The sequence below is a fragment of the Achromobacter sp. UBA4530 genome (assembly GCF_002388205.1).
Lineage (GTDB): Bacteria > Pseudomonadota > Gammaproteobacteria > Burkholderiales > Burkholderiaceae_B > Achromobacter > Achromobacter animicus.
Genome location: NZ_DGMA01000044.1, coordinates 66,024 through 80,433, shown reverse-complemented (window position 1 = coordinate 80,433; position 14,410 = coordinate 66,024). Strand labels below are relative to the sequence as shown.

12 protein-coding genes are annotated in these 14,410 nt (G+C 64.8%); 5 read left to right on the top strand and 7 right to left on the bottom strand.

Annotated elements, in window-relative coordinates; genetic code table 11:
* The first annotated feature begins 9 nt into the window (after positions 1–9).
* The gene (gene carB, locus B2W22_RS25800; protein ID WP_175126039.1) at positions 10–3,249 is read left to right on the top strand and encodes a carbamoyl-phosphate synthase large subunit; all 3,240 of its coding nucleotides are present in this window, start codon (positions 10–12) and stop codon (positions 3,247–3,249) included.
* Positions 3,250–3,323: 74 nt separating this feature from the next.
* Positions 3,324–4,088, top strand: coding sequence for an SDR family oxidoreductase (locus tag B2W22_RS25795; RefSeq protein WP_175126040.1), 765 nt, complete (start codon positions 3,324–3,326; stop codon positions 4,086–4,088).
* Positions 4,089–4,131: 43 nt separating this feature from the next.
* On the opposite strand, the gene B2W22_RS25790 is transcribed toward B2W22_RS25795, so the two are convergent.
* The 6 genes from B2W22_RS25790 to B2W22_RS25765 form a co-directional block, all read right to left on the bottom strand.
* Positions 4,132–4,776, bottom strand: coding sequence for a histidine phosphatase family protein (locus tag B2W22_RS25790; RefSeq protein WP_286940087.1), 645 nt, complete (start codon positions 4,774–4,776; stop codon positions 4,132–4,134).
* Positions 4,777–4,802: 26 nt separating this feature from the next.
* Positions 4,803–5,711, bottom strand: a complete 909-nt coding sequence (locus tag B2W22_RS25785; RefSeq protein ID WP_175126042.1) for a LysR family transcriptional regulator — start codon at positions 5,709–5,711, stop codon at positions 4,803–4,805.
* 15 nt (positions 5,712–5,726) lie between these two features.
* On the bottom strand, positions 5,727–6,812 hold the full coding sequence (locus tag B2W22_RS25780) for an ABC transporter ATP-binding protein (RefSeq protein WP_105240132.1): 1,086 nt from the start codon (positions 6,810–6,812) through the stop codon (positions 5,727–5,729).
* Entirely contained in the window at positions 6,809–8,521 is a 1,713-nt protein-coding gene (locus B2W22_RS25775) for an ABC transporter permease (RefSeq protein WP_175126043.1), read from the bottom strand. The genes B2W22_RS25780 and B2W22_RS25775 overlap by 4 nt, the downstream gene beginning before the upstream one ends.
* A gap of 89 nt (positions 8,522–8,610) precedes the next feature.
* A complete protein-coding gene (locus B2W22_RS25770) occupies positions 8,611–9,936 on the bottom strand; it encodes an ABC transporter substrate-binding protein (protein WP_175126044.1) in 1,326 nt (441 codons plus the stop codon).
* A 116-nt stretch (positions 9,937–10,052) separates the two neighbouring features.
* The gene (locus tag B2W22_RS25765; protein ID WP_175126045.1) at positions 10,053–10,493 is read right to left on the bottom strand and encodes a FlxA-like family protein; all 441 of its coding nucleotides are present in this window, start codon (positions 10,491–10,493) and stop codon (positions 10,053–10,055) included.
* A 150-nt stretch (positions 10,494–10,643) separates the two neighbouring features.
* Here B2W22_RS25765 and B2W22_RS25760 point away from each other — a divergent pair, with 150 nt between their 5' ends.
* Positions 10,644–11,954 carry a solute carrier family 23 protein gene (locus B2W22_RS25760; RefSeq protein ID WP_175126046.1) on the top strand — a complete coding sequence of 437 codons (1,311 nt, stop codon included), beginning with the start codon at positions 10,644–10,646 and terminating at the stop codon, positions 11,952–11,954.
* 416 nt (positions 11,955–12,370) lie between these two features.
* Entirely contained in the window at positions 12,371–12,847 is a 477-nt protein-coding gene (gene greA, locus B2W22_RS25755) for a transcription elongation factor GreA (protein ID WP_175126060.1), read from the top strand.
* Between the two features lie 130 nt (positions 12,848–12,977).
* On the opposite strand, the gene B2W22_RS25750 is transcribed toward greA, so the two are convergent.
* Positions 12,978–13,580, bottom strand: a complete 603-nt coding sequence (locus tag B2W22_RS25750; protein ID WP_175126047.1) for a YhbY family RNA-binding protein — start codon at positions 13,578–13,580, stop codon at positions 12,978–12,980.
* 18 nt (positions 13,581–13,598) lie between these two features.
* On the opposite strand from B2W22_RS25750, the gene B2W22_RS25745 reads away from it, so the two are divergent.
* Complete coding sequence (locus B2W22_RS25745; RefSeq protein ID WP_175126048.1) at positions 13,599–14,231, top strand: RlmE family RNA methyltransferase; 633 nt, start codon at positions 13,599–13,601, stop codon at positions 14,229–14,231.
* Positions 14,232–14,410 lie beyond the last annotated feature (179 nt).

The following is a 14,410-nucleotide window of genomic DNA, read 5'->3' as shown; positions in this document are numbered from 1 at the left end:
GACTGCATCATGCCCAAGCGTACAGACCTAAAAAGCATTCTCATCATCGGCGCCGGCCCCATCATCATCGGGCAGGCCTGCGAATTCGACTACTCCGGCGCGCAAGCTTGCAAGGCGCTCAAGGCCGAGGGCTACCGCACCATCCTGGTGAACAGCAACCCGGCCACGATCATGACGGACCCGGAAACGGCCGACGTCACCTACATCGAGCCCATCACCTGGCAAGCCGTCGAAAAAATCATCGAGCGTGAAAAGCCCGATGCGCTCCTGCCCACGATGGGCGGCCAGACCGCGCTGAATTGCGCGCTGGACCTGGCCCACCATGGCGTGCTCAAGAAGCACAACGTGGAACTCATCGGCGCCAACGAGCACGCCATCGAAAAGGCCGAAGACCGCCAGAAGTTCAAACAGGCCATGACCGACATCGGCCTGGAATCGGCCAAATCGGGCGTCGCCCACAGCATGGACGAAGCCTGGGAAGTGCAGCGCCGCATCGCGGCCGAAGTCGGCACCTCCGGTTTCCCCGCGGTCATCCGCCCCAGCTTCACGATGGGCGGTTCGGGCGGCGGCATTGCCTACAACGCCGAAGAATTCGAAACCATCTGCCGCCGCGGCCTGGAAGCCTCGCCCACCAGCGAGCTCCTGATCGAAGAGTCGCTGCTCGGCTGGAAGGAATTCGAGATGGAAGTGGTCCGCGACAAGGCGGACAACTGCATCATCGTCTGCTCCATCGAAAACCTGGATCCGATGGGCGTCCACACGGGCGACTCCATCACCGTCGCGCCGGCCCAGACGCTGACCGACAAGGAATACCAGATCATGCGTAACGCATCGATCGCGGTATTGCGCGAGATCGGCGTGGATACGGGCGGCTCGAACGTGCAGTTCGCCGTCAATCCCAAGAACGGCCGCATGATCGTCATCGAGATGAACCCGCGCGTGTCGCGTTCGTCGGCGCTGGCCTCCAAGGCCACCGGTTTCCCCATCGCCAAGGTCGCCGCGCGCCTGGCCGTCGGCTACACGCTTGACGAGCTGCGCAACGAGATCACCGGCGGCGCCACGCCGGCTTCGTTCGAACCCACGATCGACTACGTGGTCACCAAGGTGCCGCGTTTCGCATTTGAAAAATTCCCCACCGCCGACGCGCGCCTGACCACCCAGATGAAGTCCGTGGGTGAAGTCATGGCCATCGGCCGCACCTTCCAGGAATCGTTCCAGAAGGCGCTGCGTGGCCTGGAAGTGGGCGTCGACGGCCTGAACCAGAAGACCACCGACCGCGAAAAGCTGCAGGTCGAACTGGGCGAGCCCGGTCCGGAACGCATCTGGTACGTGGGCGACGCCTTCGCGCAAGGCTTCACGCTGGACGAAGTGCACAACATCACGCACATCGACCCGTGGTTCCTTTCGCAGATCAAGGAAATCGTCGACATCGAGCTGGCGCTCGAGCAAAAGACGCTGGCCGACCTGGACTACGCCACGCTGTTCGAACTGAAGCGCCGCGGTTTCTCCGACCGCCGCCTCGCGTTCCTGCTGGATTCCTCGGAATCCGAAGTGCGCAAGCTGCGCCACCAGCTCAACGTGCGTCCGGTCTACAAGCGCGTCGACACCTGCGCCGCCGAATTCGCCACCCGCACCGCCTACATGTACTCCACGTACGAGGAAGAGTGCGAATCCGCCCCCACCGATCGCAAGAAGATCGTGGTGCTGGGCGGCGGCCCGAACCGGATCGGCCAGGGCATTGAATTCGACTACTGCTGCGTGCATGCCGCGCTGGCGCTGCGCGACGACGGGTACGAGACCATCATGGTCAACTGCAATCCGGAAACCGTGTCCACCGACTACGACACCTCCGACCGTCTGTACTTCGAGCCGCTGACGCTCGAAGACGTGCTGGAAATCGTCCACAAGGAAAACCCGGTCGGCATGATCGTCCAGTACGGCGGCCAGACCCCGCTGAAGCTGGCGCGCGCCCTGGAAGCCAACGGCGTGCCCATCATCGGCACCAGCCCCGAATCCATCGACGTCGCCGAAGACCGCGAGCGCTTCCAGAAGCTGCTCAACAAGCTCGGCCTGCGTCAGCCGCCCAACCGCACCGCGCGCACCGAAGGCGAGGCCCTGGCCCACGCCACCGAAATCGGTTATCCGCTGGTCGTGCGTCCCAGCTACGTGCTGGGCGGCCGCGCGATGGAAATCGTGCACGAGCAGCAGGACCTCGAGCGCTACATGCGCGAAGCCGTGAAGGTCAGCAATGACTCGCCCGTGCTGCTCGACCGCTTCCTGAACAACGCCACCGAAGTCGACGTGGACTGCCTGGCCGACGGCGAAACCGTCTTCATCGGCGGCGTCATGGAACACATCGAGCAGGCCGGCGTGCACTCGGGCGACTCGGCGTGCAGCCTGCCGCCGTACTCGCTGTCGGCGGAAGTCATCGCCGAGATCAAGCGCCAGACCACGATGATGGCCAAGGCCCTGAACGTCAGCGGCCTGATGAACGTGCAGTTCGCCATCCAGGGCGGCGACGTCTACGTGCTGGAAGTGAACCCGCGCGCCTCGCGCACGGTGCCTTACGTCTCCAAGGCCACCGGTTTGCAGCTTGCCAAGATCGCCGCGCGCGCCATGGCCGGCCAGACCCTGGCCGCGCAAGGCATCACGAAGGAAGTCGTGCCGCCTTACTTCTCGGTCAAGGAAGCCGTGTTCCCATTCGTGAAGTTCCCGGGCGTGGACACCATCCTCGGGCCGGAAATGAAGTCGACCGGCGAAGTGATGGGCGTGGGCATGAGCTTCGGCGAAGCCTTCGTGAAGTCGCAGCTTGCCGCCAGCGTGCGCCTGCCGGAGTCCGGCACGGTGTTCATCAGCGTCAAGAACCAGGACAAGGCCCGCGCCGTTGAAGTGGCTCGCGGCCTGCACACCCTGGGCTTCAAGCTGGTCGCCACGCGCGGCACGGCCGCCGAGATCGAAGCGGCCGGCATCCCGGTGCAGGTGGTCAACAAGGTCAACGAAGGCCGCCCGCACATCGTCGACATGGTCAAGAACGGCGAAATCTCGCTGGTCATCAACACCGTCGAAGAGCGCCGCAACGCCATCGCCGACTCGCGCACCATCCGCACCCAGGCGCTGGCCGCCCGCGTGACCTTCTTCACGACCATCGCAGGCGCCCGCGCCGCGGTCGAAGGCATGCAGTATCTGCGCCAGGGCCTCGGCCTGCAGGTCTACCCGCTGCAAGAGCTTCACGCTTCCCTGCAGAAGTAAGCCGGCAGATCACAATTAGGGCACGCGAAAGCGTGCCCTAATTTTTTGCAACGCGACAACAGGCAGGTCAGGACATGGACAAAGTCTTCATCACCGGCGCCAGCAGCGGCCTGGGGCGCGCACTGGCGCAGCAATATGCAGCCAAGGGCGCCACGCTGGGCTTGCTGGGCCGCCGCGAGGAAGCGCTGCGCGAACTGGCCGCCAGCCTGCCGGGTGAGCATCGCTGCTATGCCGTGGACGTGCGCGACCGCACGGCGCTGCACGCCGCGGCGCAGGACTTCATCGCGTTCTGCGAGCGCAGGGTGGATGTGGTCATCGCCAGCGCCGGCATCAGCGCCGGCACGCTGACCGACCACGGCGAGGATTTCGACGTCTTCAAGGCCATCGTCGACACCAACCTGCTGGCCACAGTGTCCACGTTCGAACCCTTCATCGCGCCGATGCGCGCGGCGGGGGCAGGGCGCCTGGTCGGGATCGCCAGCGTGGCGGGCATACGCGGCCTGCCCGGTGCCGGCGCTTACAGCGCGTCCAAATCGGCGGTGGTGACCTATTGCGAAAGCCTGCGGCTGGAACTGGCCGCGCAGGGCATCAGCGTCGTGACGATCGCGCCCGGCTATATCAAGACGGCCATGACGGCGCATAACCCGTACTCGATGCCCTTCCTGATGGAAGCCGACGCCTTCGCCACCCGCGCGCACGCGGCAATCAGCCGGGGAACGAGCTACACGGTGATTCCGTGGCAAATGGGCGTGGTGGCCAAGCTGATGCGGCTGCTGCCCAATGCCGTCTACGACAGGCTGGCCCGCAACGCCCCGCGCAAGCCGCGCAAGACGGTGTGAGGCCAGCCGTCCGGCATTCGCCGGACGGGGGCAGACATTTCCCTCAAGGCACCACGTCGTCGCCCACTTCGGCGGCGATGTGCGTCACGTCACCCCAATCCAGCACTTCCCATTTCCGGCCTTCAACGCCGACGCGGTTGATGCTGACATTGAGCAGGGCCGCGTCACGCGGCGCATTCAGCGGCACTCCCGACGCATGGCGCCAGATGATGTCCAGCACGCCGCCATGGGTGAACATCAGGATGCGCTCGCCCTCATGGCGGCTGGCGATATCGTCCACGGTGCTGATGACGCGCGATTGAAACTGCCCGAGCGATTCGCCGCCGTCCAGCGGGCGCAGCGGATCGCGGCTCTTCCACGCCGCCGCGGCTTCCGGCGCCAGCAGGTCGATGCGCTCATGGTCCAGGCCTTCCAGCACCCCAAAGCCCCGCTCCCGGATGCCGGGTTCCACGCGTACACGCAGGCCAAGCTGCTCCGACACAGGCACGGCCGTCGCGTGCGCGCGTTGCAGGTCGCTGCTGTAGATCGCGTGGATCGGCGTGTGCTTGGCCTCTTCGTGCAGGCGCGCGGCCAGCAGGCTGGCCTGGTTGACGCCGAACTCGTTCAGGGGGATGTCTTGCCAGCCTTGCAGGCGCCGCTGGCGATTCCAGTCGGTTTCGCCGTGGCGGATGAACCAGATTTCAGTCATTGCAGTCTTGTTGCGGGGATTGAGCCTTATGCCTGGACCGGCGCGATGGGCGCGCGCGGCTTCCAGATGGCTTGAATGATCGAGCTTAACGCGACCAGCGCGGGCTCGCTAGCGCGTTCGTAAGGCAGCATGAAGCCCAGCACCGCGTCGACGCGCGCCTGGCCCCACACGATGAAGTCGCTGGACGCGGCACCCGCCAGCGCGGTTTCCTCGCGCAGCAGCGCGCAGCCCGCGCCGGCCCGCACCAGCGCGTCCATGTTGGCCTGATCGTCGTTCTGCATGACGATGCGGGGCGATAGCCCGTGGCGCTCGAACATATCGCGCAGCAACAGATGCGTGTGGCTGCCGGACGGACCGTCCAGCCACGGCAGTTGCGCCACCTCGCGCCAGCCGCCGCGTTTGAGCACCGCAGCGTGCTCGGCGGGCATCGCAATCCGATAACGCACGCTGCGCAGCGGCTGCCACAACACGCCGCGCGGCGCGTTGGCCGCGATGGTCAGCGCGGCGGGCAGGCGGCCGGTGCTGACCTGTTCGGCCAGTGCCGCGGCGGGCTGGGTCTGGGTCTTCAGTTCGACCAGCGGCAGGCGCTGCGTGACTGCCGAGGCCAGCTCCCCCAAGCGCAGGAAATCGGGCTTTTCGCTGGGAACACCCAGTTCGACAACGCCATGCAGATTGCCCTGCAACTGCTGGGCTTCGGACTTGAATTGCGCGCCCAGCACCAGCAGCGATTCCGCCGTCGGCAGCAGCACTTCACCCGCCTTGGCCAAGGCTAGCCGGCCGCCGCTGCGGTCGAACAGTGCGACGCCCAGGCTCTGCTCCAGCGCCTTGATCTGCGCGGTCACGGCGGGCTGCGTCAACGACAGCGCCTCGGCCGCCTTCGTCAGGTTGCCCAATCGGGCAACCGTGACGAAGGCGCGGATCTGGTAGATTTCCATGGCGGCGAGTGTAGGTCAGGCGGCCAGCAGCCGCACCTGTGTCGGCTCCAGTCCCACCGACACCGGCGCGCCCGCCGGAAACGGCGACAGGCCGGCCAGATGCGCCTGGTCGGCCGTCAGCCGCTGCTCTCCAACCTGCACCTGATAGCGCGTGAATTCGCCCAGAAACTCGCTGCTTTCCACGATGCCCGGCAGCCAGACATAACGCGCATCGCCCAGGCCATCCGCCATCTCGATCTGCACCGTGTGGGGCCGAAAGCTCGCTGCCAGCCGAGTGGCTGCGGGGGCCTCGCCGGTCAGCGGCAGGTGCAGGTCGCCCACGCCGTCCACCGCCAGCGTCACGCTGCTGCTGGTGCGCTCGCGCACATTGCCTTCCAGCACGTTCATCGTGCCCACGAAGTTCGCCACGAAGCGGTTCACGGGGTAGTCGAACAGCGTGCTCGGCGCGCCGATCTGCTGCACCACGCCGTGATCCAGCACCGCCATCCGGTCGGCGGTGGTCATCGCTTCTTCCTGGTCGTGCGTGACGAAGATCGTCGTGATGCCCAGGCGGCGCTGCAGGCTCAGAAGGTCTTGGCGCATCTGCACGCGCAGCTTCTTGTCCAGGTTGGACAGCGGCTCGTCCAGCAGCAGCACCTGCGGTTCGATCACGATGGTGCGCGCCAGCGCCACGCGCTGCTGCTGTCCGCCCGAAAGCTGGTTGGGACGCCGCTTGGCATATTGCGACAGCCCCACCAGATCGAGCGCGGCTTCCACCTTGGTGCGGATCTCGGCGCGCGGCAGCTTGCGCTCGACCAGGCCGAACGCCACGTTGTCCCACACCGTCATGTGCGGCCACAGCGCATAGTTCTGGAACACCATGCCGATGTTCCGATGCCAGGGCGGGGTCCCGCTGATGTCCTTGCCGTCCACCAGCAACTGGCCTGCGCTGTGGCGGTTGAATCCCGCGATCAATCGCAGCAGGGTGGACTTGCCCGACCCCGACGGCCCGAGCAGCGCGAAGAACTCGCCCGGCTCGATGCTGATGCTGACGTCCTTCAGCACTTCGGTCTTGCCGTACGAGAGCTGGATGTTGCGGCATTCGACGCTGACTTTCTTCATGCGGATTCCCCTTCATTGCGCGCCGGTTGCTGGCGCTTCGATGCGCGGTCCACCAGCAGGTGCGATACGTAAGTGCCGATACCCACGGCGACCACCGCCAGGACGCCAAGCGCGGCGCCCGGTCCGCGGCCCGCCGCGCTCTGCATGTACAGGTAGATGCCGTAGCTCATGGGCGCCTGGCTGTCCTTGGTCACCAGCATGATGGTGGCCGACAGTTCCACGGCGGCCGTCACAAAGCTGGTCACGAACCCGGCCAGCATGCCGCCCGCCATCAGCGGCACCACCACGCGGCGGATCGTGCTCATGCGCGTGGCGCCCAGCGACTGGGCCGCCTCTTCTAGCGACACGTGGATCTGCTGCAACGCCGCTACGCACGAACGCAGCGCATACGGCAGACGCCGCACGGAATACGCGAGCATGATGATGATCCACGACGACGTCAGCATCGTGCCCGTGCCAGGCAGCTCGATGCCGCGGAAGGTGCGCAGAAAGCCGATGGCCAGCACGATGCCCGGAATCGCCAATGCCGCCGAAGCCAGAAAATCCAGCCATTGGCGCGCCGGCAGCCGGGTGCGCAGCATCAGGTAGGCGATCGCGGTGCCCAGGATCACGTCGATGCCCGCGGCAAGGCCGCAATACAGCAGCGTGTTGGCGATCATGCCCTGCGATTCCGAGAACACGGCTGAGTAATGGGCCAGCGTGTACCCGTCCGGCAGCGGCGCATAGCTCCAGACGCTGGCCAGCGACAGCAGCAGCACGCCGATGTGCGGCGACAGCACCAGCAGCAGCACCAGGATGATCCAGCCATACGCCAGCACGCTTTCCATCGGACCCAGCTTGCGCTTCTGGATGGAATTGCCGCCCTTTTGCAGCGTGGAGTAGTCGCGTCCCTTGAGCACGCGCGCCGACAGCCACAGCGCCAGGATCGAAAATCCCACCATGATCACGCTGATCACATAGCCCAGCGGATCCTCCAGTCCCACCTGCGTGATGCGCAGGTACGCTTGCGGCGCCAGCATGTTGGTCGTGCCCAGCACCAGGGGCGTGCCCAGGTCGTCGAACACCTTCACGAACACCAGCGACGCGCCCGCCACATAGCCGGGCAGGGCGAGCGGAAAGATGACGCGGCGGAACAGCCGGAACCCGCGCGAACCCAGGTTGAAGGCCGCTTCTTCCATGGCCCCGTCGATGTTGCGCAGCGCCACCACGAGGTTCATCAGGATGAATGGGAAGTAATGGATCGCTTCAACGAAGATGACGCCATTCAGCCCTTCCATGAACGGAATCGTGAAGCCGAACCAGTCATTGAGCAGCAGGTTCACGCTGCCCGAGCGGCCAAAGATCAGCTGCATCGCCACCGCGCCCACGAAGGGCGGCATGATGAGCGGCAGCACGCCCAGCGTCTGGATCAGCAGTGCGCCACGAAAATCGAAGCGCACCGTGAAGTACGCAAGCGGCACCGCGATCAGGGAAGCGATCAGCGCCGACCAGCCCGCCACGTACAGGCTGTTGAAGAACGCTTCGCGCATCAACGGCTGGTTGAAGAAGGCGCCGAAGTGGCCGGTGGTGAAGCTGCCGTCGGCATTGACGAAGGCGCTGTGAAAGACCGTGCCCACAGGCACGGCCAGGAAAAGCAGCAGAAAGCCGAACACCAGCAGCGCCGCAAGGACGGGGCCGGCGGGCAGGCGCGAATGGCTCGAATGATTCATCGAGAGTCCCGAAAATCGTTGCCAGAAGACAGGCGCGATCCACGGCGGGCGGGGCAAGCCCGCCAGCCGTGTTCAACGCATTCAGACGATCAGAGCGCGGCGGCCTGCCGTGCCAGCTTGACGGCTTCTTCGTAGTTGGCGCGCGCGCGGCCATTCCACTCGCCTTCAAGCTGCGTGATCTGCTGGTTGACGGCCGCGTCCTTCTTGTTGCCGGCGAAGATCGCCAGGAACGCCGGGTCGGCCGCCTTCTTGCTGTCGATCAGCGGCGCCCAGGCCAGCTTGCGTGCCTCGCCCAGCAATTCGGCTGCCTTGCCGCTCTTGGCCTTGTCGCCCAGTTTGGCCTCGGCGTCATAGATCGCCTTGGTGGCCGCTTGCAGTTCCTTCAGCCGGAACGTGACGGTCTGGTCGTACAGCGATTGCACGACGTAGTAGCGCGACTGCGACAGGTCCGCGTCGAAATGAACCTTGCTGCGCTTGGCGATTTCCGCCGGGTCGGGATAGCCGGGCGGAATCTTGCCGGCCAGCGCGGAGTAGGGCAGCACCGGCAACCGCGAGATCTTCGGCTCCAGCAGCAGCTCCTGGCCCGCCTGGCTCAGCGTGAAGGCGATGAATTTCTTGCCTTCCTCGGTGTTCTTGGCGCCCTCGATCAGCGCGATGTTCGCCGGGACGATGGCGGTCTCGGACGGATAGACGAACTCAACGGGGAATCTGGAGTACTTGCTCGACAGCCCGAAGAAGTCGATGACCGGTCCGGCGCCGAACTGGCCGTTGTTCACGCCGTCGGGCACGCCGAACGAGCGCTCGGTGACGGCGCTGCTGTTGCCCGACATGCGCAAGAGCGTGTTCCAGCCGTCATCCCAGCCTTCGCCTTGCAGGATGGTTTCCACGGTCAGGTGCATCGTGCCCGAACGCGAGGGCGACGTGATGCCCACGTGGCCGAACCACTTGGGCGACAGCAGATCCTTCCACTCAACGGGCGCCGGGATCTTGTGCGCCGCGATGTACCGGGTGTTGTAGATAATGCCGTAGCCCGCCAGCGCCTGACCCAGATACATGCCGCCCGGATCATTGATGGGATAGCTGCCGATCTTGTCCGGCACGTCCTTATTCGCGATGTCGGCCGACTTGGCCAGCAGCTTGTCGCGTCCCAACACCTCGAACGCATCGGGCGCGCTGGCCCAGAAGACCTCGGGGCGCTGACCCGCTGGCGTCTCCCGCACGAAGGCGATCCCCGACACCGTGTTCTTGTTCAGGATTTCCAGCGTGATGCCGGGATTGGCTTTCTCGAAAGCGGTCTTGTAGGCCTGGGTCAGGTCCTTGGGGAACGACGTGATCACCGTGACGGTGCCGGCCAGGGCCGGCGCCGCGCAAACGGCCAGCAGCGCCCCGGCAAGGGCTGTGCGCATTGCGTGCATGGTTTGTCTCCGTGGTTTTAGATTTGTCTGGAGACAGTACCGGCACGCCTGCCAAGCGTCCAATCAGAAATTTTGATGCGCGCCATCAGTGACGGCGCCGCGATGCTCGCCCGGAATCAGGCCGTGGCCGACACGCCGCCGCCCTGAGACCCGCCGCTGCTTTGGGCCGCACGCGCCTGCATTGCCAAGACCTGTGCGATCTGCCCTTGGATCTGCACGGCCTGCGCGTTCAGCGCCATCACCTGCTGCGCCTTCATCTCGGCCGACATGCCGCTCGCCTGCACCTTGGCGATCTGGTCCATGATGCGCTTGAGCTGCTTCTGCAACTCCTTGATCTGGCGGGTGTATTCGTCTTCGTTGTCGGTTTCTTCCGTTGCCTGCGCGGTCGCGACTTTGCTGGCGCCAGGCGTATTGACGCGGATCTTGCCTTCAGCGGTCACCGAGACGGCCTCCTGCCCCGAGGCATTTTTCGCTTCCTTGTTGGCCTGGATCTTTTCGGCCCACATGTCGGCAAGGCTGCCGATGCGGGAGGTGCCGCTGATGCTGTTGATCGCCATGACTGTTCCTTTGCCTGGGGATTTCGGGGTTTCCTCTAGTACGGCAATCCGGCGGCAAAACTTAAACGTTGCCCCCGCTTGATGGCCCCCTTTACACTGGCGCCCGCTCGCAGTCTGAAACCCTAATCCGTACCATCCCCCGGGGAATCCATGTCCAATTCCTACTTTCCGCGCTGGCGCCTGGCGGACGACGCCGAGCCCGGCGTCATCATTGCGCCCGATGAACGGCTGTCCTGGCCCAAGAACGTGGCCATGGGCGCTCAGCACGTGGTCGCGATGTTCGGCTCGACCGTCCTCGCGCCGCTGCTCATGGGTTTCGATCCCAACGTCGCCATCCTGATGTCGGGCATCGGCACGCTGATCTTCTTCCTGTTCGTGGGCGGACGCGTGCCCAGCTACCTGGGTTCCAGCTTTGCATTCATCGGCGGCGTGATCGCGGTGACCGGCTATGCCGGCGGGGGCGCCAACGCCAACATCGGCGTGGCGCTGGGCGCCATCATCGCCTGCGGCTTGGCGTACACGTTGATCGGCGTGATCGTCTGGATCGTCAATGCGCGGGCAGGCGGTGGCGCCAACTGGATCGACACGCTGATGCCGCCCGTCGTGACGGGCGCGGTTGTCGCGGTGATCGGCCTGAACCTCGCGCCCATTGCCGCCAAGGGCGCGATGGGCGCCTCGGGTTTTGACAGCGCCATGGCCATCGTCACGATCGTCTGCGTCGGCGGCATCGCCGTCTACACGCGCGGCATGGTGCAGCGCCTGCTGATCCTGGTCGGCCTGATCCTCGCGTGCGTGGTGTACGCCGTGCTGGCCAACGGCCTGGGCCTGGGCAAGCCCATCGACTTCACCGCCGTGTCGGCCGCCGCCTGGTTCGGCCTGCCGCACTTCGCGGCGCCCGTGTTCAAGGCCGAGGCCATGGGCCTCATCGTGCCGGTCGCCATCATCCTGGTGGCCGAAAACCTGGGGCACGTGAAGGCCGTCAGCGCCATGACGGGCCGCGACCTGGACCGCTACCTCGGCCGGGCCTTCGTCGGCGACGGCGTGGCCACCATGGTGTCGGGCGCCGTCGGCGGCACGGGCGTCACGACATACGCCGAAAACATCGGCGTGATGGCGGTCACCCGCATCTATTCCACGCTGGTGTTCGTGATCGCTGCCCTGATCGCGATCGTCCTGGGCTTCTCGCCCAAGTTCGGCGCGCTCATCCAGACGATCCCGGGACCTGTACTGGGTGGCATGTCGGTGGTGGTCTTCGGCCTGATCGCCATTGCCGGCGCCCGTATCTGGGTCGTCAACCAGGTTGATTTCACCGACAACCGCAACCTCATCGTGGCTGCGGTCACGCTGGTGCTGGGCGCGGGCGACTTCACCATCAAGCTGGGCAACTTCACACTGGGCGGCATCGGTACCGCCACGTTCGGCGCGATCATCCTGTACGCGCTCTTGCGGCGCACGAAGTAACGACGACATGCGGGATGTCGAGGCGTCCCGCATCATGGCCCAAAGCCTATCGTCCAGTAGTTTCCTGGCCCGGGAGGCTCCCGGAAAACCCTCGGTTCGCGCGGGAGTCCATCGGGCCCGGCAAGGCCGCAAAGCCTTTTCGGTGCGAAATCGCCGGTTTTAGCGGGTTACAGCGCCGAAATGCGCCGAAAAGGCCGTTTTCTCCGGCGGCTTGCAATTCCCGCCGAGATTGACCACAATATGACTTTGATTGCCCCGGTTCCGACCCGAGCCGGGGTTTTGTTTTGGTCGCCCGCGCCGCTCGCCAGATTTTTCCAAGCATCAAATGGCAAACAAAAGGCAAGCGCGCCGGTCCTGCGGCCTTCACCGAGAACGCTCCTTCGGGGCGTTTTTCTACTTTTTGTTTGGGAAACGACATGTCTGCCATTCCTTTGACCGTGCGCGGGGCCGAGCGCTTGCAAGAAGAGCTCCAACGGCTGAAAACCGTCGAACGTCCTGCCGTGATCAACGCAATCGCCGAGGCGCGCGCACAGGGTGATCTGTCGGAAAACGCCGAGTACGATGCCGCTCGCGAGCGCCAAGGTTTCATCGAGGGCCGGATTGCCGAGCTTGAAGGCACGCTTTCCAATGCCCACCTCATCGACCCGACCTCGCTCGAGGCCGAAGGCCGCGCCGTGTTTGGCGCTACCGTCGACATCGAAGACCTGGATTCGGGCGATCGCGTTACGTATCAGATCGTCGGCGACGTTGAAGCCGATATCAAGTCCAACCTGATTTCCGTGTCCAGCCCCGTGGCTCGCGCGCTGATCGGCAAGAGTGAAGGCGATGTGGTCGAGGTCGTTGCCCCGGCTGGCGTTCGCGAATACGAAGTCCTTGGCGTGCGTTACATCTGACGCTATCGCCACAAGCAGTAAAAATGTCAAACCACCCTGGCCCGGACGCTACGTTCGTCTGAATTCCGCGGTACATTGCGGATCGCTATGGTGGACCGGGCGCGTAAAGCGCCCGTTTTTGTGCCTGGACTTACCTTTTTGCGGTCTTGCGGCTGGTGCCGCTGCGGGCTCCGGCGCGCAGGCTCAGCGCGCTGCCGGCGCGGCGCGGAATGCCGTGGCCGCCAGCCGTGGCGCGCTTGTTGGAAGGCCGCATGGGCTTGCCGTTCTTGTTGAGTTCGTCCTGGGGGACGTAACGCTTCTTGGCGGGTGCGGGCTCTTCGGATTCGCTGCGGCGCGGGCGCTTGGCAAGGGTCCTGCCTTCGGCGGCCAGCTTCTTGGGCGTGTAAGGTTCCGAGGCGCGGCGTTTGGCAGGCGCTTCGAGTTCCTGAGCGGCCAGCGCGGCGGGCTTGATGTTGCCGGGCAGCGGGCGGAACAGGATCAGGGTCTTGCCCAAGTGATGCACGGGCGCGCAGGATAGCGTCTCGCAGATCGTGGCGAGCATGGCGTCCCGGGCTTCACGGTCGTCGCCGCCCGCGCGAACCTTGATGAGGCCATGCGAAGTCAGCGCCCGATCGATTTCCTTCAGCACGGCGTCGGTCAAACCGTTGTCGCCAATTAGGACGACGGGGCGCAGAGGGTGAGCGGCGGACCGCAGGTCGCTGCGCTCACGAGAGGTAAGTTCTAATATAGGCATGCGTGGAATTGTACGGTAATGGCCAAGAATAAATTCTCTAAAGACTGGATTCACCAGCACATCAACGATCCCTATGTGAAGCTGGCGCAACAGAAGGGCTATCGCGCCCGCGCCGCTTTCAAGCTGATCGAGATCCTCGACACCGAAAAGCTGATGCGCCGGGGCGACCTGGTCATCGATCTGGGCTCCGCGCCGGGCAGCTGGTCACAGGTGGCGCGCGAGCGGCTCGCCGGGCCGGGCGGCGTCGTGGACGGGCGCATCATCGCGCTGGACATCCTGCCCATGGAGCCCGTGGCAGGCGTGGAATTCATCCAGGGCGACTTCCGCGAAGACGAAGTCTTGAAACAATTGGAAGACATGGTCGGATCGCGTGCGGTGGACCTTGTTATTTCAGACATGGCCCCCAACTTGTCCGGGGTGGGTATTGCCGACTCCGCGCGCATCCAGCATGTTTGCGAATTGGCGATGGAATTTTCCTGCGCCCACCTCAAGCCCAACGGGGCGCTGATCGTCAAGGCTTTCCACGGCACGGGCTTCTCGCAGATCGTGGAATCCTTCAAAAAGCGCTTCCGCCGGGTGGTCGAACGCAAACCGAAGGCCTCTCGGGACAAGTCCTCAGAAACCTTTCTGGTGGCGCGCGATCTGAAGTAACCCTTCCGTAATCATCCGGGGCAAATCGTCCCGGCCAAGAAAACCCCCGTCCCGCCGAGACAACGACCAGAAAACTCAAGAATCAAATGTAATTAAATGGGCCCCACGGCTGCCAGGACGCAACTCCGTCCTACAGGTTAGAATGGGCTATTGACATACTTGTGACTGTGCCATACGCG

Coding starts and splice junctions, on each gene's coding strand:
- carB (WP_175126039.1), top strand. CDS start 10: ATGCCCAAGCGTACAGACCTAAAAAGCATTCTCATCATCGGCGCCGGC.
- B2W22_RS25795 (WP_175126040.1), top strand. CDS start 3,324: ATGGACAAAGTCTTCATCACCGGCGCCAGCAGCGGCCTGGGGCGCGCA.
- B2W22_RS25790 (WP_286940087.1), bottom strand. CDS start 4,776: ATGACTGAAATCTGGTTCATCCGCCACGGCGAAACCGACTGGAATCGC.
- B2W22_RS25785 (WP_175126042.1), bottom strand. CDS start 5,711: ATGGAAATCTACCAGATCCGCGCCTTCGTCACGGTTGCCCGATTGGGC.
- B2W22_RS25780 (WP_105240132.1), bottom strand. CDS start 6,812: ATGAAGAAAGTCAGCGTCGAATGCCGCAACATCCAGCTCTCGTACGGC.
- B2W22_RS25775 (WP_175126043.1), bottom strand. CDS start 8,521: ATGAATCATTCGAGCCATTCGCGCCTGCCCGCCGGCCCCGTCCTTGCG.
- B2W22_RS25770 (WP_175126044.1), bottom strand. CDS start 9,936: ATGCACGCAATGCGCACAGCCCTTGCCGGGGCGCTGCTGGCCGTTTGC.
- B2W22_RS25765 (WP_175126045.1), bottom strand. CDS start 10,493: ATGGCGATCAACAGCATCAGCGGCACCTCCCGCATCGGCAGCCTTGCC.
- B2W22_RS25760 (WP_175126046.1), top strand. CDS start 10,644: ATGTCCAATTCCTACTTTCCGCGCTGGCGCCTGGCGGACGACGCCGAG.
- greA (WP_175126060.1), top strand. CDS start 12,371: ATGTCTGCCATTCCTTTGACCGTGCGCGGGGCCGAGCGCTTGCAAGAA.
- B2W22_RS25750 (WP_175126047.1), bottom strand. CDS start 13,580: ATGCCTATATTAGAACTTACCTCTCGTGAGCGCAGCGACCTGCGGTCC.
- B2W22_RS25745 (WP_175126048.1), top strand. CDS start 13,599: ATGGCCAAGAATAAATTCTCTAAAGACTGGATTCACCAGCACATCAAC.